At 61.9% G+C, this 19,509-nt stretch carries 18 protein-coding genes and 1 pseudogene; 9 read left to right on the top strand and 10 right to left on the bottom strand.

Annotated features, from left to right (window positions below; translation table 11 throughout):
- Positions 1-3 precede the first annotated feature (3 nt).
- The 3 genes from BM062_RS21565 (at position 4) to BM062_RS21555 (ending at position 4,262) form a co-directional block, all read left to right on the top strand.
- Positions 4-1,422 (top strand): FAD-binding oxidoreductase, encoded by a 1,419-nt coding sequence (locus tag BM062_RS21565; protein WP_092400698.1) that lies wholly within the window; start codon positions 4-6, stop codon positions 1,420-1,422.
- Between the two features lie 134 nt (positions 1,423-1,556).
- On the top strand, positions 1,557-2,441 hold the full coding sequence (gene gcvA, locus BM062_RS21560; protein WP_092400696.1) for a transcriptional regulator GcvA: 885 nt from the start codon (positions 1,557-1,559) through the stop codon (positions 2,439-2,441).
- Positions 2,442-2,741: 300 nt separating this feature from the next.
- Entirely contained in the window at positions 2,742-4,262 is a 1,521-nt protein-coding gene (locus BM062_RS21555) for an L-piperidine-6-carboxylate dehydrogenase (protein WP_092400693.1), read from the top strand.
- 47 nt (positions 4,263-4,309) lie between these two features.
- Here BM062_RS21555 and BM062_RS21550 read toward each other — a convergent pair whose 3' ends face one another.
- The 5 genes from BM062_RS21550 to BM062_RS21530 are packed head-to-tail and all read right to left on the bottom strand — an operon-like array spanning position 4,310 to position 9,014.
- Entirely contained in the window at positions 4,310-5,146 is an 837-nt protein-coding gene (locus BM062_RS21550) for an SDR family NAD(P)-dependent oxidoreductase (protein ID WP_092400690.1), read from the bottom strand.
- Positions 5,147-5,168: 22 nt separating this feature from the next.
- Positions 5,169-5,939 (bottom strand): SDR family oxidoreductase, encoded by a 771-nt coding sequence (locus BM062_RS21545; protein ID WP_092400688.1) that lies wholly within the window; start codon positions 5,937-5,939, stop codon positions 5,169-5,171.
- 10 nt (positions 5,940-5,949) lie between these two features.
- Positions 5,950-6,672, bottom strand: coding sequence for a histidine phosphatase family protein (locus BM062_RS21540; protein WP_092400686.1), 723 nt, complete (start codon positions 6,670-6,672; stop codon positions 5,950-5,952).
- Positions 6,673-6,702: 30 nt separating this feature from the next.
- Positions 6,703-7,782: a phosphotransferase family protein gene (locus BM062_RS21535; RefSeq protein WP_092400684.1), complete on the bottom strand. Its 1,080-nt coding sequence runs from the start codon at positions 7,780-7,782 to the stop codon at positions 6,703-6,705.
- On the bottom strand, positions 7,779-9,014 hold the full coding sequence (locus BM062_RS21530; protein WP_092400682.1) for an acyl-CoA dehydrogenase family protein: 1,236 nt from the start codon (positions 9,012-9,014) through the stop codon (positions 7,779-7,781). Before BM062_RS21530 ends, BM062_RS21535 begins: the two co-directional genes overlap by 4 nt.
- Positions 9,015-9,106: 92 nt before the next feature.
- Between BM062_RS21530 and BM062_RS21525 the strand changes: the two genes are divergently transcribed.
- The gene (locus BM062_RS21525; RefSeq protein ID WP_092400680.1) at positions 9,107-10,015 is read left to right on the top strand and encodes a LysR family transcriptional regulator; all 909 of its coding nucleotides are present in this window, start codon (positions 9,107-9,109) and stop codon (positions 10,013-10,015) included.
- Between the two features lie 26 nt (positions 10,016-10,041).
- On the opposite strand, the gene BM062_RS21520 is transcribed toward BM062_RS21525, so the two are convergent.
- Entirely contained in the window at positions 10,042-10,371 is a 330-nt protein-coding gene (locus tag BM062_RS21520) for a helix-turn-helix domain-containing protein (protein WP_175501122.1), read from the bottom strand.
- Positions 10,372-10,503: 132 nt separating this feature from the next.
- Here BM062_RS21520 and BM062_RS21515 point away from each other — a divergent pair, with 132 nt between their 5' ends.
- Positions 10,504-11,250: an SDR family NAD(P)-dependent oxidoreductase gene (locus BM062_RS21515; RefSeq protein WP_175501121.1), complete on the top strand. Its 747-nt coding sequence runs from the start codon at positions 10,504-10,506 to the stop codon at positions 11,248-11,250.
- Between the two features lie 455 nt (positions 11,251-11,705).
- Here the strand turns inward: BM062_RS21515 and trpS are convergent, their stop codons facing one another.
- The 3 genes from trpS to BM062_RS21495 all read right to left on the bottom strand — a co-directional run bounded on the left by trpS (position 11,706) and on the right by BM062_RS21495 (position 14,326).
- Positions 11,706-12,740, bottom strand: a complete 1,035-nt coding sequence (gene trpS, locus BM062_RS21505; RefSeq protein ID WP_092400673.1) for a tryptophan--tRNA ligase — start codon at positions 12,738-12,740, stop codon at positions 11,706-11,708.
- A 119-nt stretch (positions 12,741-12,859) separates the two neighbouring features.
- Positions 12,860-13,807 (bottom strand): Tim44 domain-containing protein, encoded by a 948-nt coding sequence (locus tag BM062_RS21500; protein ID WP_092400671.1) that lies wholly within the window; start codon positions 13,805-13,807, stop codon positions 12,860-12,862.
- A 222-nt stretch (positions 13,808-14,029) separates the two neighbouring features.
- Positions 14,030-14,326 carry a hypothetical protein gene (locus tag BM062_RS21495; RefSeq protein WP_139220157.1) on the bottom strand — a complete coding sequence of 99 codons (297 nt, stop codon included), beginning with the start codon at positions 14,324-14,326 and terminating at the stop codon, positions 14,030-14,032.
- A 188-nt stretch (positions 14,327-14,514) separates the two neighbouring features.
- Here BM062_RS21495 and BM062_RS21490 point away from each other — a divergent pair, with 188 nt between their 5' ends.
- From BM062_RS21490 to BM062_RS21475, 4 genes are read left to right on the top strand one after another with little or no spacing between them, the layout of a single operon-like run.
- Complete coding sequence (locus BM062_RS21490) at positions 14,515-15,258, top strand: response regulator transcription factor (protein WP_092400667.1); 744 nt, start codon at positions 14,515-14,517, stop codon at positions 15,256-15,258.
- A 12-nt stretch (positions 15,259-15,270) separates the two neighbouring features.
- Positions 15,271-16,821 carry a sensor histidine kinase gene (locus BM062_RS21485; protein WP_092400665.1) on the top strand — a complete coding sequence of 517 codons (1,551 nt, stop codon included), beginning with the start codon at positions 15,271-15,273 and terminating at the stop codon, positions 16,819-16,821.
- A gap of 18 nt (positions 16,822-16,839) precedes the next feature.
- Positions 16,840-17,112, top strand: a complete 273-nt coding sequence (locus BM062_RS21480; RefSeq protein WP_371326619.1) for a DUF4212 domain-containing protein — start codon at positions 16,840-16,842, stop codon at positions 17,110-17,112.
- Complete coding sequence (locus BM062_RS21475) at positions 17,109-19,145, top strand: sodium:solute symporter family protein (protein WP_092400663.1); 2,037 nt, start codon at positions 17,109-17,111, stop codon at positions 19,143-19,145. Before BM062_RS21480 ends, BM062_RS21475 begins: the two co-directional genes overlap by 4 nt.
- Positions 19,146-19,179: 34 nt before the next feature.
- On the opposite strand, the pseudogene BM062_RS26280 reads toward BM062_RS21475, so the two are convergent.
- Positions 19,180-19,509 (bottom strand): annotated as a pseudogene (locus BM062_RS26280) (hypothetical protein); the annotation flags it as partial.

Here is a 19,509-nt window from a genome sequence, read left to right as displayed (position 1 = left end):
GACATGAGCGATTCAAACCTGCTCCAGCAACGGATCAGCGACCTGTTGGGGCCGCAAGGCTGCCTGGTCGCCGCCGACCAGCGCCAGCCCTACGAAAAGGGCGCGCGTTACGGCGACGGCCGCAGCCTGTGCATCGCACGTCCGGCCAACGTCGAAGAAGCGGCCGAGCTGATGCGCCTGTGCGCCAGCGAAAAAATCCGCATCGTCGCCCAAGGCGCGAATACCGGCCTGGTGGGAGCGTCATCGCCTGATCGCTCCGGCCTGGACGTGGTGCTCAGCATGGAGCGCATCAAGGGCGTGATCGACATCGATCCGGTCGACCGCGTGGTGCAGGCTTATGCCGGCACCCGCCTGTCGGACCTGAACCAGGTGCTCAGGCAGCACGAGCTCTGCTTCCCGATCGACCTTGCCGCCGACCCTTCCCTGGGCGGCATGCTGGCCGCCAACACCGGCGGCGCGCGCCTGATCCGCTACGGCGACGTGCGGCACAACGTGCTAGGGCTGGAAGCGCTGCTGATCGATCCGCCCGGCCAGCGCCTTGACCTGACCAACCGCCTCAGGAAAAACAATACCGGCCCTGACTGGAAACAGAACTTCATCGGCAGCGGCGGCGCCTACGGCATCATCACGCAAGCGGTGCTGCAAGTGCATCCGCTGCCGCAGCAATGCGCCACCGCCCTGGTAGTGCCCGCCTCGCTGCAGGCCGCTGCCTTGCTGCTGCGCGACGCCGAACGCAATTTCTCGGATTTCCTGAGCGCATTCGAGGGCATCTCGCACAACGCCATGCAGTCCGTGCTGCAGCATATCCCCGCCATCCAGGCGCCGTTCGAGCCGCTGCCGCCCTACGCTTTCCTGATCGAACTGAGCAGCGCGCGGCCGCGCAGCGCCGACTTTGACCTGGAGAAAATATTCTGCGCCTGGCTGGAAGCCTGCTTCGGCGACCTGATCCTGGATGCCGTGATCGACAAACCCGAAGTGCTGTGGCGCATGCGCCACGCCATCACCGACAGCGTGCGCCAGGAAGGCAAGGTAATCGCCTTCGACATCGCCGTGCCGCGTTCAAAATTGGGCGCCTTCCGGGATGAAGCCATCGCGCTGCTGGAACACCGCTATCCAGGGATCCGGGTATTCGACTTCGGCCATTGGGGCGACGGCGGCCTGCATTTCAACCTGGTGCTGCCGCAGCAGCTGGCGGACGACTTTCCGCCGCAGCGCATCGACGCCCTGCGCCAGGAAATCTACGACCTGGCGATGCACAAGTACCGCGGCAGCTTCAGCGCCGAGCATGGCGTAGGACCGTTCAACCAGCAGTTTTACGAACGCTACACGGCTGCCGAATCGCAGGCGCTGGCAGCCAGGATGCAAACCGTATTCGACCCGGCCCGGTTGCTGGGAGTAACGCGCTTTGGTCCGGCGCCATAACACTCATGCCTGACTCCCCGCGCAGCCAGGCCGGCATCGGCGTTGCAGGTAATGCTGAAAAGCGCCGCCGCGTTTGGTATAGTGCCTGCTCGGCAGCAAGCACGGCAGCACATACCTACTCGGCACCAAGAAAAATGCGCAGATTCATCCCTTCCACGTCCTGCCTGATCGCGTTCGATACGGCCGCACGCCACCTGTCTTTCACCAAAGCCGCCAACGAACTGCACATGACCCAGGGCGCGGTCAGCCGCCAGGCCGCCATCCTGGAGGATTACCTGGGCGTAAAACTGTTCGAGCGCATCAATCGCCGCCTGATACTGACCGCGGCCGGCGCCGAATATGCGGTCCAGGTCGCCGCCATCCTCAAGGAAATCGAGATGGCGACCTTCCAGGTGATGGCGCACAAGAATTCCGGCGGCGTGCTCAATCTGGCAACATTGCCGACTTTCGGCGTCAAGTGGCTGATTCCGCGCCTGGCCAAGTTCACCGCCGCCCACCCCGATGTGATCCTCAACCTGAGCACCGAAGTGCTGCCTTTCGATTTCAACAGCCGCGCGGTCGATGCGGCGATCCACTTCGGCGAGCCGAACTGGCCGGGCGCGGTCATGGTGCGGCTGATGGGCGAGGAAGTGCTGCCGGTGTGCAGCCTGGAACTGAGCCGGAAAATCAAGCGCATCGAAGACCTGCCGGAAATGACGTTGTTGCAACACACCACCCGGCCGCAAGCCTGGCACGACTGGTTCAACCATGTCGGCGTGGCTTGCCCGGACGCCCTCTCAGGTCCGCGCTTCGAACAACTGTCGATGGTGATCCAGGCCGCCGCCGCCGGCCTCGGCGTGGCGTTGATGCCGAAATTCCTGGTGGAAACCGAAATCGCCCTCGGCCAGCTGCACGTGCCTTTCCCGTTCGCCGTCAAAAGCCCGCAATCCTATTACCTGACCTATCCCGAAAAAAACGCCAGCAAGGCGGCCGTGATCAAATTCCAGGAATGGATACTGGGCGAATTGACGGAAGCCTGAACAGCGCCCGGTGCAGTGGTTCGCAAGTAATGGAGCTTCAGAAATGGTGGGGTTTCGTGCCAGGCTAGGCGCAAACCGGGGCGATAGCGAGACTATCGCGAGGATTTGCAACGACGCATGGCGCGAAAAGACGCCGTTTATGAAGTTTCATTACTTGCGAAGCACTGCACCAGCATGATCAAAGGTAATGATGTTCTGATCTTTTTTGATTTTAAGAAATCTCAGTTTATTCCTTATACTCGATGCTACCCCTCGCCCATTCCAGGGCGACCAGATTGACTTCGGAACAAAGGCCTTCCAATGACGCAAATCTCCACCATCTTCGCTGAACTCGGCTTCGATTTTTCCGCGCATGCCGGCGACGACCTCCATTCGCGCTCACCGCGCGACGGCGCAGCGATTGCCTCGCTGCGCGCGCACACCGCGGCGGAAGCGGAAAGCGCCATCAAGAACGCCCACCAAGCCTACGAAAAATGGCGCGTGGTGCCGGCGCCGGTGCGCGGCGAGCTGGTGCGCATCCTGGGCGAAGTATTGCGCGAACACCGCGAACCGCTGGGCAAGCTGGTGACGCTGGAGTCCGGCAAGATCCTGTCCGAAGGCATAGGCGAAGTGCAGGAAATGATCGACATCTGCGATTTCGCGGTCGGCCTGTCGCGCCAGCTGTACGGCCTGACCATCGCTTCCGAGCGTCCAGGCCACCGCATGATGGAAACCTGGCATCCGCTGGGCGTCTGCGGCGTCATCACCGCGTTCAATTTCCCGGTTGCGGTATGGGCCTGGAATGCGGCGCTGGCGCTGGTCTGCGGCAATGCCGTGATCTGGAAGCCGTCGGAAAAAACGCCAGTGGTTGCGCTCGCCGTGCATGCCTTGTTCGAGAAAGCCGCAGCACGCTTTTCGCAACAGCGTCCGGACCTGCTGCCAGCCGACCTGTGCCAGGTGCTGCTGGGCCGCGCTGAAATCGGCGCCGCACTGTCCGCTTCGCCGCTGGTGCCGCTGGTCAGCGCCACCGGCAGCGTGCGCATGGGCCGCAAGGTCGCCACCACGGTCGCCGAGCGCCTGGGCCGCAGCCTGCTGGAACTGGGCGGCAACAACGGCATGATCGTCACCCCTACCGCCGATCTCAGCCTGGCGCTGCGCGCCATTACCTTTTCCGCCGTCGGCACCGCCGGCCAGCGCTGCACCAGCTTGCGCCGGCTGTTTGTCCATAGCAGCATTTACCAGGATGTGGTCGACCGCATCGAACGCATCTACGCCAGCGTCAAGGTCGGCGATCCGCTGGCAGCCGATACGCTGGTCGGTCCCCTGGTTGACCAGCACTCTTTCGAAGCCATGCAAAGCGCGCTGGTGCAAGCCAAGGCCGAAGGCGGCGTGGTGACCGGCGGCGAGCGGGTCCAGGTCGGCGACAACGGCAACGCATTCTATGTCCGTCCGGCGCTGGTGCGCATGCCGCGGCAAAGCGACATCGTGCATCACGAAACCTTCGCGCCTATCTTGTATGTGCTGCCTTACGATGATTTCGAGGATGCGGTGCGTCTCAACAACGCCGTGCCGCAGGGCCTGTCGTCGGCCATCTTCACCAACGACGTGCGTGAAGCGGAAGCCTTCATGTCTGCCAGCGGCAGCGACTGCGGCCTGGCCAATGTCAACATCGGCACCAGCGGAGCGGAAATCGGCGGCGCTTTCGGCGGCGAAAAGGAAACCGGCGGCGGCCGCGAATCCGGTTCTGATTCGTGGAAAACCTACATGCGCCGCGCCACCAACACGATCAACTACAGCCGTACCTTGCCGCTGGCGCAAGGCGTCAAGTTCGACATCAACTAAGCGACTAAGCAGTATTGCAGGGCGGCCCAGCCCGCCCTGCCTTGCCGTCAGATCTTCAGCAAAGTCGGCGCCCGCTGCTGCAAGATATCTTCCATGCGCACCTGGATCGCCTGCTTCATCTCTGGATGCGTCAGGATATAAAAGCGCCCCGCAGCGATCGCATCAAACACATCATCAGCCACCTGCGTCACCGCAATCCCGTTCTCCACCGCGTTCAATACCGACATGCCGACCTTGGCCGCCACCGCATCGGTCGAACCGCTGTCGCCGCCGTTTTCGCGGTTGCGTTCTGAATGCCCGATGCCGGTCTTGACCCAGCCCGGACACAGCACCGAAACCTTGATGCTTGACTGGCGCAGCGTCAAGTCGTGATGCAAACCCTCCGACAGCGTCACCACGGCATGTTTGCTGGCGTTATAGCTGGCCAGGCTTGGCTGTGAAGTCAGACCGGCCATGGAAGCCGTGTTGACGATATGGCCGTCCTCGCCGTTCTTCAGCATGCGTGGAATAAAGGCGCGCAAGGCATGGCTGACGCCATAAAAATTGACGCCCATGACCCAGTCCCAATCCTTCTGGGTGGTTTCCCAGGCCGGCTTGGCTACCGCGACGCCGGCGTTATTCACCAGCAAATGCACGTTGCCGAACCTGGCGAATGCCTGGTCCGCCAGGGCATTTATCTGTTCTTCCCTGGCGACGTCGGTAGGCACGCCTATCACTTCGACACCCATGGCTTTGAAGCCGGCCACCGTTGTTTCCAGCTTGGCGGCGTTGATATCGGCCAGCACCAGTTTCATTCCCTCGGCCGCGACCCGCGCCGCGATCCCTTTGCCTATGCCTTCCGCAGCGCCGGTAATGACGGCGACCTTGCCTTGCAGATTCTTCATATGGTTTCCTGTCGCTTCCGTATCAGTTGAGCAGATAGCCGCCGTCGACATTCAGGCAGACCCCGGTGGTGTAGCTGGCCGCGGGCGACACCAGGTACAGCACGGCGCCCGCCATCTCCGCCGGCTGGGCGACGCGGTTCATCGGGATATGCTGCAGCGCCTGTTTCAGGATCGCCGGGTTGTCGATCAGGGCGGCGGCAAACTTGGTTTCGGTGAAACCCGGCAACAAGGCATTGACGCGCACGCCGCCGGCGGCGCACTCCTTGGCGAACGACTTGGTCATCGAAATCACTGCCGACTTGGTAATCGAATAGATGCCCTGGAACACGCCTGGCGTGACGCCGTTGACCGAGGCGACATTGACGATCGCGCCGCCGCCGTTCTGCGCCATCAGCTTGGCGCCGTAGGACGACATGAAAAAATAGCCGCGGATATTGACGTCGACGGTTTTCTGGAAAGCGCCCACGTCGGTCTCGGTGATCGGTCCGAAATGCGGATTGGCGGCGGCGTTGTTCACCAGGATATCGAGCCGCCCATGTTTGCCGGCGATGGCCTGGAACAGCGTTTCGATCTGCGCCATTTCACCGATGTGGCAAGCGATGGTTTCGGCCGAGCCGCCCGCCGCCTTGATTTCCGCCACGACTTTCTCGCATGCCTCCGCCTTGCGGCTGGACACGATCACATGCGCGCCCTGCTGCGCCAGGAGCTTGGCGATGGCCTCGCCGATGCCGCGGCTGGCGCCGGTCACCAGAGCAATCTTGTCCTTCAAGTCAAAAATGGTTGTGCTGCTCATATTGTCTCCTTTATCTGTAACTCACTAAGGCCGGCTCGCGCGCAGCTACCAGATGCGAAAAATTATTCAGGTAGCTCAGGCTGACGCGCCCCGGGCCGTCTCGCCCCGAGCGGTACAACAGCTTGGTCACGCCGGTATTGACCAGCGACCAGTTCAAATCGAAAATCTGCCGGTCCGGGATCGCCAGCAGCTGCTGGCAAATCACGCTGATCGGGCCGCCGGATGTAAACACCCAGGCCGTCTGCCCCTTGCCGAGCTGCGCCAGGAGACGGGCCAGGGCGGCGTTGCAGCGCTCCTTGAACACCGGCCACGGTTCGCTGTATTCGGCGTCATGTTCGCCGCTGATCCAGCGCGCCACCGCGTTCACGAACACCCTCTGGAAGGCGCGTTCGGGATGCTCTTGCTGCTCCAGGTAGGCGGAAAACAGGCTGTCGGCAAAGCGCGGCATGAAGCGCAACAATATTTGTTTGTGATCGAACTCATCGAATCCCGGATCTTCCAGCACTTGCAGCTCCGGCCGCGCAGCGTCCGGCGACATGGCCGCCAGGCAGGCCGCGCTGCTCTGCAGCTGCCGGCGGTGGCTGCCGGTCACCAGCAAGGGAATTTCCTGGCCGGTCTGGGCCAGCCACTTTCCTAACAAGGCGGACTGCCGCAAACCCAGTTCCGACAATTGGTCGTAGTCGGCGGCGCCGAAACTGGCCTGGCCATGGCGCACCAGATAGATAGAGCCCATCTTAAGCGCACTCCAATGACGTGTTCTCGGTCATATGCTCGATTGCGCAATCAGGTTCTTGCATCGCTGCTCCAGGTAATTGGTAACGTGGACAAAGAAGGCAAATTGCGGATTCTTGGTTTGCCCGTGATGGAATCGATAGTAGATTTGCTGCACGATCACAGCCAGGCGGAACAGACCGTAGATTTCGTAGAAATCGAAATGGTCGGTACGGTAGCCGGTTTTTTCACCGTAATAGGCGATCACTTCCTTGCGTGTCAGCATGCCCGGCAGGTGCGTCGGCTGACGCCGCATCTGCTTGAACTGCGGCTCGTCGTCGGCCTGCACCCAGTAGGCCAGGGTATTGCCGAGATCCATCAGCGGATCGCCGAGGGTCGCCATTTCCCAATCCAGGACGCCGATTACATGCAGCGGATCATCAGGATCGAGCACTACGTTGTCGAAGCGGAAGTCGTTGTGGATCAGGCAGGTAGCAACGTCGGCGGCCGGCATCTTGTCGTTGAGCCAGCGCATCACCGCTTCGAAATCGACGGCGTCGTCGGTGCGCGCCTTGCGGTAACGCTCGCTCCAGCCGCTGATCTGGCGCTGCACGTAGCCCTCGCCCTTGCCCAGGTGCGCCAGGCCGGCGGCCTGGTAGTCGACCTGGTGCAAAGCGATTATCTTATCGATGACATTCAGGCACAGCTGGCGCGTACCGGCTTCGCTCAGCACCAGGCCCGCAGGCAGCTTGTCGCGCAGGATGATGCCGCGCAGCCGTTCCATCACATAAAAATCGCTGTCCATCACCGCCCGGTCCTGGCAGGTCGCAAACACCTTTGGCACGTATGGGTAGACGGGTTTCAGTTCGGCCATGATATTGGCTTCGCGCAGCATGTCGTGCGCCGACTTGGCCTTGGCGCCGAACGGCGGCCGGCGCAGGATCAGTTCGCGGTCGGCGCCACTCAGCCGATAAGTCAGCAGGTAAGTCAGGTTCGAGGCGCCGCCCGGGAACTGGCTCACGGCTGGCGTGCCTTGCAGGCTGCCGTCGACACTTTTCAGGAAGGCGGCGATCTTTGCCGCATCCAGTTCCTCGCCGCTGCGCACTGCGCCGGCCTGGTCGATCAGCGTCATGCCGGCTCTCCTTGCGCAGCTGCCTTGGCGGCCTGGGCTTTCAGTTCCAGCTTGGCGATCAGGGCGCGGTGCACTTCGTCGGGCCCGTCCGCCAGGCGCAGCACCCGGGCGTAGGCAAACAGGGCCGTCAGCGGCAAGTCGTCGCAGACGCCGGCGCCGCCGTGGATCTGGATCGCCTGGTCGATCACCAGCTGCGCCACGCTGGGCGCCACTACCTTGATTTGCGAGATTTCGCTCATCGCTGCCTTGGCGCCGACCGTATCCATCATCCATGCCGCTTTCAGGGTAAGCAACCGCGATTGTTCGATCGCCATGCGGGCATTGGCGATGATGTCGGCATTGCCGCCGAGATCGGCCAGCGGCTTGCCGAAAGCGTTGCGCGTCAAAGCCCGTTTGCACAGCATTTCCAGCGCCACTTCGGCCGCGCCCAGCGCCCGCATGCAGTGATGGATCCGGCCCGGCCCCAGACGGCCCTGGGCGATTTCAAAACCGCGCCCCGGCCCGGCGATGATGTTGGCCAGCGGCACGCGCACATTGGTGAAACTGACCTCGCCATGGCCGTAAGGTTCATCCAGGGCGCCAAATACAGGCAGCATGCGTTCGATCTTCACACCGGCCGTCGCCATCGGCACGATCACCATCGAATGGCGCGCATGCTTGGGGCCGTCCGGGTAGGTCAGGCCCATGAAGATCACGAACCTGCAGTTGGGATGGCCGATGCCGGTGCTCCACCATTTGCGGCCGTTGAGCAGCACTTCGCCGCCCTCGACAATCGCGGTGGCGCGCATGTTGGTGGCGTCGCTGGAGGCAACGTCCGGTTCGGTCATGCAGAACGCCGAGCGGCAGTCGCCAGCCAGCAGCGGCTTGAGCCATTGCTCCTGCTGCGCCGGCGAACCGTACTTGGCCAGCACTTCCATGTTGCCGGTATCGGGCGCGTTGCAGTTGAAGACTTCCGGCGCGATGAACGAACGGCCCATGATTTCCGCCAGCGGCGCGTAATCGGTATTGCTCAGTCCCGCGCCAAACTCTTCGTCCGGCAGGAACAGGTTCCATAGACCGGCCTCCCTGGCCTTGGCTTTCAAGGCCAGCATCACCGGCGGCACATTCCACGGCAGCGGGCCGCGCTTGAGCTGGCTGAAATATTCGGCTTCGGCCGGCAGCACGTGCTCGTTCATGAATGCATTGAGCCGTTCCATATATTGGCGGGCTCGGGGGGAGTAGGCGAAATCCATGGCATTCCTCAACTGTGTAATCGTTCCAAGGAGTTTGCCGCAACCGCTATAATTCATCAAATGAATGATTTATATAGAGAATAATTAATCTCATGCATATTAGCCGGATCGACCTGAACCTGTTCGTGGTGCTCGACACCATCTACGCGGAAGGTAATATCACCCGTGCGGCAAAGGCGCTCAGCCTGACCCAGCCGGCCGTCAGCCACGCCCTGGCGCGTTTGCGCGAGCTGCTGGGCGATCCCTTGTTTATCCGCCAAGGCAGCAAGATGCTGCCGACGCCGATGACGCGTTCGCTGATCGGCCCGGTGCGGCAGGCGCTGCAAACGCTGGAAGTCAGCGTCAAGCACGGCAACCAGTTCGATCCCGCCACCAGCCGGCGCAGCTTCAACCTGGGCCTGCCGGGCGTGCTGGAGGCGCGGCTGCTGCCGCCGCTGATGCAGCTGCTGCAGACCCAGGCGCCCCTGGTGGAGATCAATTCGGTGCGGGTGGAACGGCGGCAGCTGGAATCGGAACTGGCGGCCGGCACGCTGGACATTGCGGTCGACGTCCTGTTGCAGCGCCCCGGAGAAATCCGCAGCGCTTCGCTGTCGCGCGATACGCTGGTGGTGGTGGCGCGCCAGGATCATCCGGCGCTGAACGAGGGGCTGGACCTGGAAACCTACCTGGCGCAAACCCACATCCTGGTGTCCTCGCGCCGCACCGGCCCCGGCGTCGAGGATGTCGAGCTGGCGCGCATCGGACGCCAGCGCCACGTCGGGTTGCGCTGCCAGCACTATTACGCCGCCTGCCAGGTGGTCAGCACGTCCGACCTGCTGACCACCATGCCGCAACACTACGCCCACATTGCCAACATCAACCTGCCGAACAAGATCCATCCGCTGCCGCTGCCTACGCCGCCGCTGGATGTGTATCTGTACTGGCACGAGAATGCCGAACTCGATCCGGCCAACCGCTGGCTGCGTGGCGTGCTGGAGTTATTGTTTCCCCGGGCAGATTGATCCCGGGGCGAGGTGGGGACCTTGATTCAGCTTCTTTTTGCCGGATGCGTCGTTTGCCACTTCTTGACGCAGAATTCGATGTATTCACCGATGCGGTTCTGCTCCTCCTCCGGTATGGCCAGGAAGGAATCCACGCTGATGCTGAACGGCCACTGGCCGGAAGCCTGGGCCACGATCTTCGGGCTGCCCACCCCGGTGGCGAGCCAGAATATGTCGACGCCCAGGAATTTTGCGGCGAGCGCCGAATTTTCCGCCGTGAGCGCCTTGGTCTTGCCGGCAATCACCTGCCCGATCGCCTGCACGCTGACGCCGATGCCGTCCGCCAGTTCTTGCCTGTCTTTTTGGGCTATGTGCAAAGCTTCTGCGAGTCGCGCCCCGTAATTATTCACCATCGGTAAAGAATACTTTCAATCATTTAAAGCATGGTTGCAATGTGCACTAAAGAATGCTTTAATTGCCCTGTCAAAACCGACAACGATTCTGGCTACATGAATCCACTCACCGCCTATTTTTCCCTCGAAAACAAGGTCGCCCTGGTCACCGGCGCGGCGCGCGGCATCGCTTTGCATATCGCCTGCGCGCTGTCGGCCGCTGGTGCACATTTGGCGATTCTAGATGACCGAGAGCAGGAAGGACGCATCATTGCCAGGCTGCTCGACGGTAAAAAAGACAAGGTCCGGTTCTGGCAAGTCGACGTCAGCGACAACGACGCGGTGCAACGGGTGATGGCGGCGGTCGAGGCGCACTTCGGCCGCATCGATATCCTGGTCAACAGCGCCGGCGTCGATGCCGATGACCGGTCCATGCAGGCTAACGTCAACGGCAGCATCCTGTGCAGCAAACACGTGGCGCCCGCGATGGAACGCGCAGGCGGCGGCTCCATCGTCAACGTGCTGGCGCTGCGCGCCATGGACGGCGCACAGCAGGAAGCCGCCGACCACGCAGCGAAAACGGCGCTGCGGATGGGCAACATGAATGCAATGCGCTACGCGATGCAGAACATCCGCGTCAACTCCATCCATCCGGGCGTAATACGGCCGCCCGCGCTGGCCGCCGCCAGGCGCAAGCAAAACGACCTGACCCAGATGCTGGCAGACCGCGCGGAGCTGCAGATGCTGACGGGCCAAGGTTCGGCTGCCGATGTGGCTGCAGCGATCTTGTATCTGGCATCGGATGCAAGCCGTTTTGTCACGGGTAGTGAACTGGTGATTGATGCGGGACCGGCCTGTTGCTAGCAGCGAGGGGTTGCGGTTGCTTTTGAATTTGCGGTTGCTTTTGAATTTGCGGTTGCTTTTGAATTTGCGGTTGCTTTTGACGTTGGGGTTGTTTTTGAATTCCGCATTGGGACGTTGCCAAATGAGACAGCGGTCAGCCGGGAATTGTGGGAAGACATGTTTGAGCGAAGCGAGTTTGTCTTCCCACCCGGCTGACTGCTGGCTCATTTGGGGACCCGACCGAAGGGAGGGCAACGGCTTTGCGGTCGCCTTCTTTTGGTTACTTTTCTTGGCGAAGCAAGAAAAGTGACTAGCTGCCGGGCTACCCCCGGCTAGCCTCCACGGAGTAGTAATCGCTTTAATTACGCGCTAACCGTCCATAGAATGCCACCGCACGCACTCCGTGGTCCGTTAATTAGGGTCAGAGTAATTTTCGCAAAAAACGCGAAAAAAAACTCTGACCCTAATTAACTGCTTCAGAAGTAGGTTAGGCCTAGGGCTGCCTTGACTTCGTCGGCGGTTTTCGCCGCTACTTCGCGCGCCTTGGCGGTGCCGTCCTTCAGGATTTGCATGACATGGCCTTTGTCCTTGGCCAGTTCTTCGCGACGCGCGCGGATCGGCGCCAACAAGTCCTGCAGGCAAGCTTCCAGGCGCGCCTTGACCAGGCTGTCACCCAAGCCGCCACGCACGTAGTGCGCCTTCATCTCGGCCAAACCAGCCTGGTCAGGATCGAAAGCATCCAGGTACAGGAACGCGACGTTGCCTTCCAGGTGGCCAGGATCCTGCACCCGCAAGTGCAGAGGATCGGTATACACCTGCTTGACCGCAGCGCGAATCTCGTCGGCGGTGGCGCCCAGGTTGATGGTATTGCCCAGCGACTTGCTCATCTTGGCCTTGCCGTCGATGCCAGGCAAACGCCCGATCTCCGGCACCAGGGCCTTCGCTTCCACCAGCACCTCGCGCCCCGCGGTACGATTGAAACGCCGCACGATCTCGTTGGTTTGTTCGATCATCGGAATCTGGTCTTCCCCCACCGGCACCAGCGCAGCCTTGAACGCCGTGATGTCAGCCGCCTGGCTGGCCGGATAAGTCAGGAATCCCGCCGGGATATCGCGCTCGAACCCGCGCAGGCGGATTTCTTCCTTGACCGTGGGATTGCGCTCCAGCCGCGCCACCGTCACCAGGTTCAGGTAATAGAAAGTCAGCTCCGCCAGCTCCGGAATCTGCGACTGGATCAGGATCGTCGACAAGGCCGGATCGATGCCGACCGCCAGGTAGTCCAGCGCGACTTCGACCACATTGCGGTGCACCTTGCCGGTGTCGTCCATATTGTCGGTCAGCGCCTGGGCATCCGCCAGCATGATGAATTGGCGGTAAGTGTGCTGATAGGCGATGCGGTTACGCAAGCTGCCGACAAAATGGCCCAGGTGCAAAGGGCCGGTCGGACGGTCGCCGGTCAGAATCACGGCAGAACCCGGGGCCGTCGTCGGCAAACTCGTTGGCAAACTCATTGAAATTCCTTTAGCGGTATCCTGAAAACCCCATATTGTGCCACTACTGGCGCGCGCAAAAAGAAAAAGCCGCCGGCAATTTCTCGCCGGCGGCCCTCAAGTTGCAGCGAAAGCTAGTTTCAGGCCTTTTGCTCGACCTGCTCAATCCCCGCCAGTATCCAGCCGCCCTGTCCCGCGGTCGGCTTGGACAGGTTCCAGACCTCCGAAAACGGCGCGGCGAAAGCTGCATCGTCTTCCTTGATCATGCCGGTGAATTTCACGCTGGCCAGGTATTCGGCGTCGGTCGTCTCGATTCCCAGCAGTTCGGCATCCAGCGTCACGACGTCGGTATGGTTGTCCGATGCGCCGCGTTCCTGCAATTGCATGCGCAGCTCGGCAAACATCTCCGGCGTGGTGAATTCACGGATATCGTTGCTGTCAGCCTTGTCCCATGCGGCTTGCAGGCGCAGGAAATACGTCTTGGAATGACGCAGGAAACCGGCGCTATCGAAATCGGCCGGCACGCCCCAGGCAGCAGCGCCCATGGCGCCGGCGCCCGTCGCCGCCGCTGCAGGCGCAGCGTCAAACACTGTGCGCTGCATCGGCTGGTCGAGGCGCGAAGCGATTTCCGGCGTGAAGCTGGAAGGCGCGGCAGCAGCGTACGCTGGACGCATGCCGTTGCCGCCGGCTGCGCCATTGCCCATCTTGCGGCGCACCAGCTTGTAGATGAACATGGCGGCGAATGCGAACAAGGCGATCATGATGATATTGCTGATCATGCCCGCCATGGCGCCGCCCAGGCCCATGCTCGACAGCAAGGCCCCCAGGCCCAGGCCTAGCAGCGCGCCGCCCAGCATGCCTTTCCACATGCTAGGTTTGGCGGCGGCAGCGGCGGCCGGCGCAGCCGCGGCTGCGGCCGGCTTGGCGGCGTTGCCGGCCTGGTTCTGCGCCGGCGCGGCCTGGCGATTCATGCTTTGCGATTTTTTGCCGAAAGATCCGCCGCCGCCCATGCGCTTGGCTTCAACGGTTGACATGCCGGCTGACAACGTCATTGCGACGACGATCAGCGCCACGAATAATTTCTTCATACTTTCTCCTGAGATTTGATGCCATCACGGCCATACGGACCGCTAAGTTTTAAGACTTCGCAGCCATGCCATGGCGTTGGACCGGCCCGGAATTAAGGCAAGGCGCCAGAGGCGCACGGCCTGCCGGTCAACGTCATGGATGGCTGGAATCGCCGGGCGATAACCCGGCAGACAGGAAGGCGCCGGCCGCCAGATGCAATCGCAAGGGCGGCTTAAAGGCGCTTAAGCCCTGGGCGGAGGTCCGGCCGGGGGCAGGAACGGAGGCTGGAGCGCCTTGTCGTTGCTCAGCGCAGGCGTCGAAACCATAGCCGCGGCGGCAAATACAAGGGGAAAAGCAGGGACTGTTTCATCGCCGAGATCGACATGCATCTCGATGTCGTCGACCGCGACATCTTCTGGATCGCAATCGCCGCCAGCCGTGCAGGCAGGCGCATCTTGCAAGGCATCCTGCTGGACTGCCAACGACGCTACCGCTGCTGCATTTGCCTGGGATTCGTACATGCCTGCAAAAACTTGCATAGGCAGCAGAAACATCAGCAATAGAATCAGTAAGCGTTGCATCGAAGTAGGAAAGCAGGTCTCGGCCAGGTTGGGTGGCGTTGATTATACCAAACCGCAGCAATGTCACGTCGACCTTGCTGGGAAGAATGAAACGCCATAGACTACAAGCAGCACCTTCCATCCACCGTACGGAAAACATCCCCATCATGCGCATCCTGCTTGCCGAAGACGACAGTGTCCTAGCCGATGGACTGACGCGCTCGCTGCGCCAGTCGGGTTATGCCACCGACTGCGTGATGAACGGCGTGGAAGCCGATTCGGCCTTGTCGACCCAGGATTTCGACCTGCTGATCCTGGACCTGGGCCTGCCCAAGATGACCGGCCTGGAAGTGCTGCGCCGCCTGCGCGCCAGGAATTCGCGGCTGCCGGTGCTGATCCTGACCGCCGCCGATTCCCTGGAGCAGCGGGTCAAGGGCCTGGACCTGGGCGCCGACGACTACATGGCCAAGCCGTTTGAACTGTCCGAACTGGAAGCGCGGGTGCGCGCCCTGACCCGGCGCGGCGCCGGCGGCGGCCCTACTGTCATCAAGCACGGCCCGCTGAGCTACGACCAGGTCGGACGGATCGCCTATATCAATGAGCAGATGCTGGATTTGTCGGCGCGCGAACTGGGCCTGCTGGAAGTGTTGCTGCAACGCACCGGCCGCCTGGTCTCCAAGGAACAGTTGGTCGACCACCTGTGCGAATGGGGTGAAGAAGTCAGCAACAACGCCATCGAAGTGTATGTACATCGCCTGCGCAAGAAAATCGAAGTCGGCGGCGTACGGATTGCGACGGTGCGCGGCCTCGGTTATTGCCTGGAAAAAATCAGCGAACCGCAAGCCGGCTCCGCGATTTCCGCGCCCCCTCCAGCCCCGCTCTCTCCAGTCGATACGTCCAGCCGCCGCTGACGCTTGCCTCCCATGCGCGACGCTCAATCCCTGGCTGCGCAGCCAAGCCCGGCCACCCCAGCCACCCAAACCGAAGAACGCGTGCAGCGCTCACTGTTCGGCGAAATCCTGGACTGGATGCTGGTGCCGCTGCTGCTGCTGTGGCCGATCAGTATCGCGATCACTTATGTCGTAGCGAAGTCGATCGCCAACCAGCCCTTTGACCAGGCGCTGGACGACAGCGTCACGGTCCTGTCGCAGCAGGTGAGCGAAGTCAACGGCAAGGTCATCACGCGCCTGACCACCCCCTCCCGCGATTTCCTGCGCGCCGACGATGTCGACAATGTGTATTACCTGATCACCGGCCCGCACGGCGAATATATCGACGGCGACCGCGACATGCACGTGCCGGCCGCGGAAGACGAACCCGCGCATCCAGGCAAGGTGAAGTTCTGGGACAGCTCCCTGCATGGCAGCGATGTGCGGATTGCCTATACCTACGTCGACCTGCGCAGCGCGATCGACGCCGGCCGCGCCGCCGACAAGCAGGAGCGGCCGCGGGTAGCGCTGGTGCAAGTCGGGGAAACGCTGGAAAAACGCGCCCGGCTGGCCAATGAAATCATCAAGGGCGTGATCTTGCCGCAATTCCTGATCCTGCCGATTGCACTGGCGCTGATCTGGTTTGCCCTGTCGCGCGGCCTCTCGCCCCTGTCTGAACTGCAGCAGCGGATCCGGGCCCGGCGCCCGGACGACCTGAGCCCCATCGATTCCGGCCAGGTGCCGGAAGAAATCTCGCCGCTGGTGCGCTCGCTCAACGACATGCTGTCGCGCTTGTCGTTGTCGATCCAGACCCAGAAGCGTTTCATCGCCGACGCCGCGCACCAGATGAAAACGCCGCTGGCCGGCATGCGCATGCAATCCGAACTGGCGTTGCGGCAGACCAGCCAGCATGACATCCATCGCTCGCTGGAACAGCTGGCGAAGAGTTCGGAATCGGCGACCCGGCTGGTCAACCAGCTGCTGTCGCTGGCGCGGGCGGAAAACCAGTCGCAGGAAAGCGCGCCGTTTGTCGAAGCCGACCTGTCCGAATTCGCGCGCGCCGTGGTGCAGGACTGGGTCGAAGCCTCGTTCAGCCAGCGCATCGATTTCGGCTTCGAACAGGCCGATCGGCCGCTGCCGGTATTGTGCAATCCGCTCATGCTGCGCGAACTGCTGGGCAACCTGATCGACAATGCATTGCATTACACGCCGGTCGAAGGCCGGGTTACCGTCCGCGTGCGCGATGACGCCGCGGCAGGATTGGCAATCCTGGAAGTCGAAGATACCGGCCCGGGCATCCCGCCGGCCGAACGCGACCACGTGTTCCAGCGCTTTTACCGCATCCTCGACAGCGGCCGCGGCGGCAGCGGCCTGGGGCTGGCGATCGTGCGCGAGATCGCGCAGCAGCATGACGCCCAGGTGACGATTTCCTATAATCCGCGCAGCAGCGAACCGGAACTGCCGGGCAGCCTGTTCCGCGTCGCATTCCGCTTGCTGGAAAAACCCGCGCTCGATATCAATTCCGACTTCCATTACCGACCATAACCAGTTACCGGACCAGACATGCGCATGCCGAAAACCCGTCCACATTCTCCCCCCAGCCATTGGCAAAGCACCAGGCGGCTGACGCTGGGCCTGCTGCTGGTCTGGTTTGTGCTGACCTTCGGCGTCATCTTCTTTGCACGCGAATTGTCCGGCATGCGCTGGTTCGGCTGGCCGCTGTCGTTTTACATGGCGGCGCAAGGACTGGCCCTGGCCTACCTGCTGATTGTCGCGGTGTACACCTGGCAAATGCGAAAAATAGACCGCCGCCAGCCGGACCGCGAGCAGCAATGAAGGACAGCTCTTTTTTCCGGCGCCTGGTCCGCTATTACGCCTGGTACACCGGCGGCTTCGTCCTGTTGCTGGTGGTGCTGGCGATACTCGAAAAAGAAGGGTTGCCGCGCACCTGGATCGGCTACCTGTTCATGTTCGCCACCATCGTCCTGTACGCCGGCATCGGCATCATGAGCCGCACTTCGGACGTCTCCGAATATTACGTGGCGGGGCGGCGGGTGCCTGGACTGTTCAACGGCATGGCGACCGCCGCCGACTGGATTTCCGCCGCCACGTTCATCAGCCTGGCCGGCGGCCTCTACCTGCAAGGTTTCGACGGCCTGGCTTATATCATCGGCTGGACCGGCGGCTATTGCCTGGTAGCCTTGCTGATCGCACCGTATCTGCGCAAGTTCGGCCAGTACACGATCCCCGATTTCCTGGCGGCGCGCTACCGCGGCCGCACCAGCAGCAATCCGGTGCGGATACTGGCGGTGGCCGCCACGGTGGTGATTTCCTTCATTTACGTGGTGGCGCAAATCTACGGCGTCGGCTTGATCACCTCGCGTTTTACCGGCGTCGATTTTTCGGTCGGCATTTTCCTCGGCCTGGCCAGCATCCTGGTCTGCTCGTTCCTGGGCGGCATGCGGGCGATCACCTGGACCCAGGTAGCGCAATACATCATCATCCTGTTTGCCTACCTGATCCCGGTGGTCTGGCTGTCGATGGAACATACGCACAGCCCGGTGGCGCAGGTTTCCTACGGCTCGGTGCTGGCGCAGATCAGCAGCATCGAGAAAAAGCTCGACGTCGATCCGAAAGAAATCGAAGTGCGGGCGATCTTCAAGGCCAATGCGGACGACTACGACGCGCGCCTGCGCGACCTGCCGAAATCCTGGGAACGGGGACGGATCGAAGCGCAGCAGCACCTGGAACTGCTGAAACGCAACAACAGTTCCCTGATCGAGATCCGCGCCGCCAACCGCGCCTTGAACAGCTATCCTAAAACGCCCGAGGAAGCCGAACGCAAATGGCAGCAGGACAAGGCCAGCAACCTGGCGCGCGCCGAACCGCCGGTGCCGCAGGCAACGCCGTTTCCCGGCGCCACCCGCGAAGCATCCGATATCAGGCGCAACAATTTCCTGGCCCTGGTGTTTTGCCTGATGATGGGCACCGCATCCCTGCCCCATATCCTGATGCGCTACTACACCACGCCGTCGGTGCAGGAATCGCGCAAGTCGGTGTTCTGGACGCTGTTTTTCATCTTGCTGATCTATCTCACCGTGCCGGCGCTGGCGGTGCTGGTGAAATACTATATCTACACCTCGCTGGTCGGCTCCGATTATGCGCACCTGCCGGAATGGGTCTCGTACTGGGCCAATATCGACAAGAGCAATCCGCTGGTCAGCATTACCGATTTCAACCATGACGGCCTGGTGCAATTGTCGGAGATCACCCTGGACGGCGACATGATCATGCTGGCGACGCCGGAGATCGCCGGCCTGCCCTATTTTGTGTCCGGGCTGGTGGCGGCCGGCGGGCTGGCGGCGGCATTGTCGACCGCGGACGGCTTGCTGCTGACGATTTCCAACGCCTTGTCGCACGATGTCTATTACAAGATGATCGACCCGCACGCTTCCACCGCCAAGCGCGTCACGGTGTCCAAGCTGCTGTTGCTGGTGGTGGCGCTGCTGGCGGCCTATACCGCTTCGCTGAAGCCGGGCGATATCCTGTCGATGGTCGGCGCCGCATTTTCACTGGCGGCTTCGACCCTGTTCCCGGTGCTGGCATTGGGGGTGTTCTGGAAACGCGGCAACCAGCAAGGCGCGATCGCCGCCATCGTGGTTGGCTTCGGCACGTGCATCTACTACATGCTGCACACCTATCCGGCGCTGGGCGGTTCGGCCGCCGGCCAGTGGTTCCACATCGCGCCGATGGCGGCCGGCATCTTCGGCGTGCCGGCCGGCTTGCTGGCGCTGGTCGTGGTCAGCCTGCTGACGCCGCCGCCAGACCCGCGCGCAACGAAGCTGGTAGATCAAATCCGCGCGCCGTAGAACGTCAAATGGGGTCAGAGTCTGACCCTTCCCCTCAAATCTCATAAGTTTTCACTCTATCCATTAGTTCGTTTTCGGCTTGGTTGTATAGACAGTATCGAAACTGTAATGCGTTCCGATCCGCCAGCCAGTGACGGGCGAGTGACAGGATTGATAGAGTGGAGGCGGATTTTTTGGCACTGCCATAAGCGAGCCGGTAGCCTTGGCCCAAGGCGGTTAGCCCAATGAGCCAAAGCGCGTAGGTTGCAAGCGCAGCGATGAGCAATAAGATGGCAAGGCGGTGGCGCTTGCGCGTCTGGCTGTCGCGCATTCCCATCCCCCACTGGGGATTCTTCAAGTCGCGAAAGGTCTGTTCGATTTGCAT

Source organism: Collimonas sp. OK412 (assembly GCF_900112135.1).
GTDB classification, from domain to species: Bacteria; Pseudomonadota; Gammaproteobacteria; order Burkholderiales; family Burkholderiaceae_D; genus Collimonas; species Collimonas rhizosphaerae.
This window is presented reverse-complemented; position numbering and strand designations above follow the sequence as displayed.

Excerpts from the sequence above, each read along its gene's own strand:
- BM062_RS21565 (WP_092400698.1), top strand. The coding sequence starts at position 4 with ATGAGCGATTCAAACCTGCTCCAGCAACGGATCAGCGACCTGTTGGGG.
- gcvA (WP_092400696.1), top strand. The coding sequence starts at position 1,557 with ATGCGCAGATTCATCCCTTCCACGTCCTGCCTGATCGCGTTCGATACG.
- BM062_RS21555 (WP_092400693.1), top strand. The coding sequence starts at position 2,742 with ATGACGCAAATCTCCACCATCTTCGCTGAACTCGGCTTCGATTTTTCC.
- BM062_RS21550 (WP_092400690.1), bottom strand. The coding sequence starts at position 5,146 with ATGAAGAATCTGCAAGGCAAGGTCGCCGTCATTACCGGCGCTGCGGAA.
- BM062_RS21545 (WP_092400688.1), bottom strand. The coding sequence starts at position 5,939 with ATGAGCAGCACAACCATTTTTGACTTGAAGGACAAGATTGCTCTGGTG.
- BM062_RS21540 (WP_092400686.1), bottom strand. The coding sequence starts at position 6,672 with ATGGGCTCTATCTATCTGGTGCGCCATGGCCAGGCCAGTTTCGGCGCC.
- BM062_RS21535 (WP_092400684.1), bottom strand. The coding sequence starts at position 7,782 with ATGACGCTGATCGACCAGGCCGGCGCAGTGCGCAGCGGCGAGGAACTG.
- BM062_RS21530 (WP_092400682.1), bottom strand. The coding sequence starts at position 9,014 with ATGGATTTCGCCTACTCCCCCCGAGCCCGCCAATATATGGAACGGCTC.
- BM062_RS21525 (WP_092400680.1), top strand. The coding sequence starts at position 9,107 with ATGCATATTAGCCGGATCGACCTGAACCTGTTCGTGGTGCTCGACACC.
- BM062_RS21515 (WP_175501121.1), top strand. The coding sequence starts at position 10,504 with ATGAATCCACTCACCGCCTATTTTTCCCTCGAAAACAAGGTCGCCCTG.
- trpS (WP_092400673.1), bottom strand. The coding sequence starts at position 12,740 with ATGAGTTTGCCAACGAGTTTGCCGACGACGGCCCCGGGTTCTGCCGTG.
- BM062_RS21500 (WP_092400671.1), bottom strand. The coding sequence starts at position 13,807 with ATGAAGAAATTATTCGTGGCGCTGATCGTCGTCGCAATGACGTTGTCA.
- BM062_RS21495 (WP_139220157.1), bottom strand. The coding sequence starts at position 14,326 with ATGCAAGTTTTTGCAGGCATGTACGAATCCCAGGCAAATGCAGCAGCG.
- BM062_RS21490 (WP_092400667.1), top strand. The coding sequence starts at position 14,515 with ATGCGCATCCTGCTTGCCGAAGACGACAGTGTCCTAGCCGATGGACTG.
- BM062_RS21485 (WP_092400665.1), top strand. The coding sequence starts at position 15,271 with ATGCGCGACGCTCAATCCCTGGCTGCGCAGCCAAGCCCGGCCACCCCA.
- BM062_RS21480 (WP_371326619.1), top strand. The coding sequence starts at position 16,840 with ATGCGCATGCCGAAAACCCGTCCACATTCTCCCCCCAGCCATTGGCAA.
- BM062_RS21475 (WP_092400663.1), top strand. The coding sequence starts at position 17,109 with ATGAAGGACAGCTCTTTTTTCCGGCGCCTGGTCCGCTATTACGCCTGG.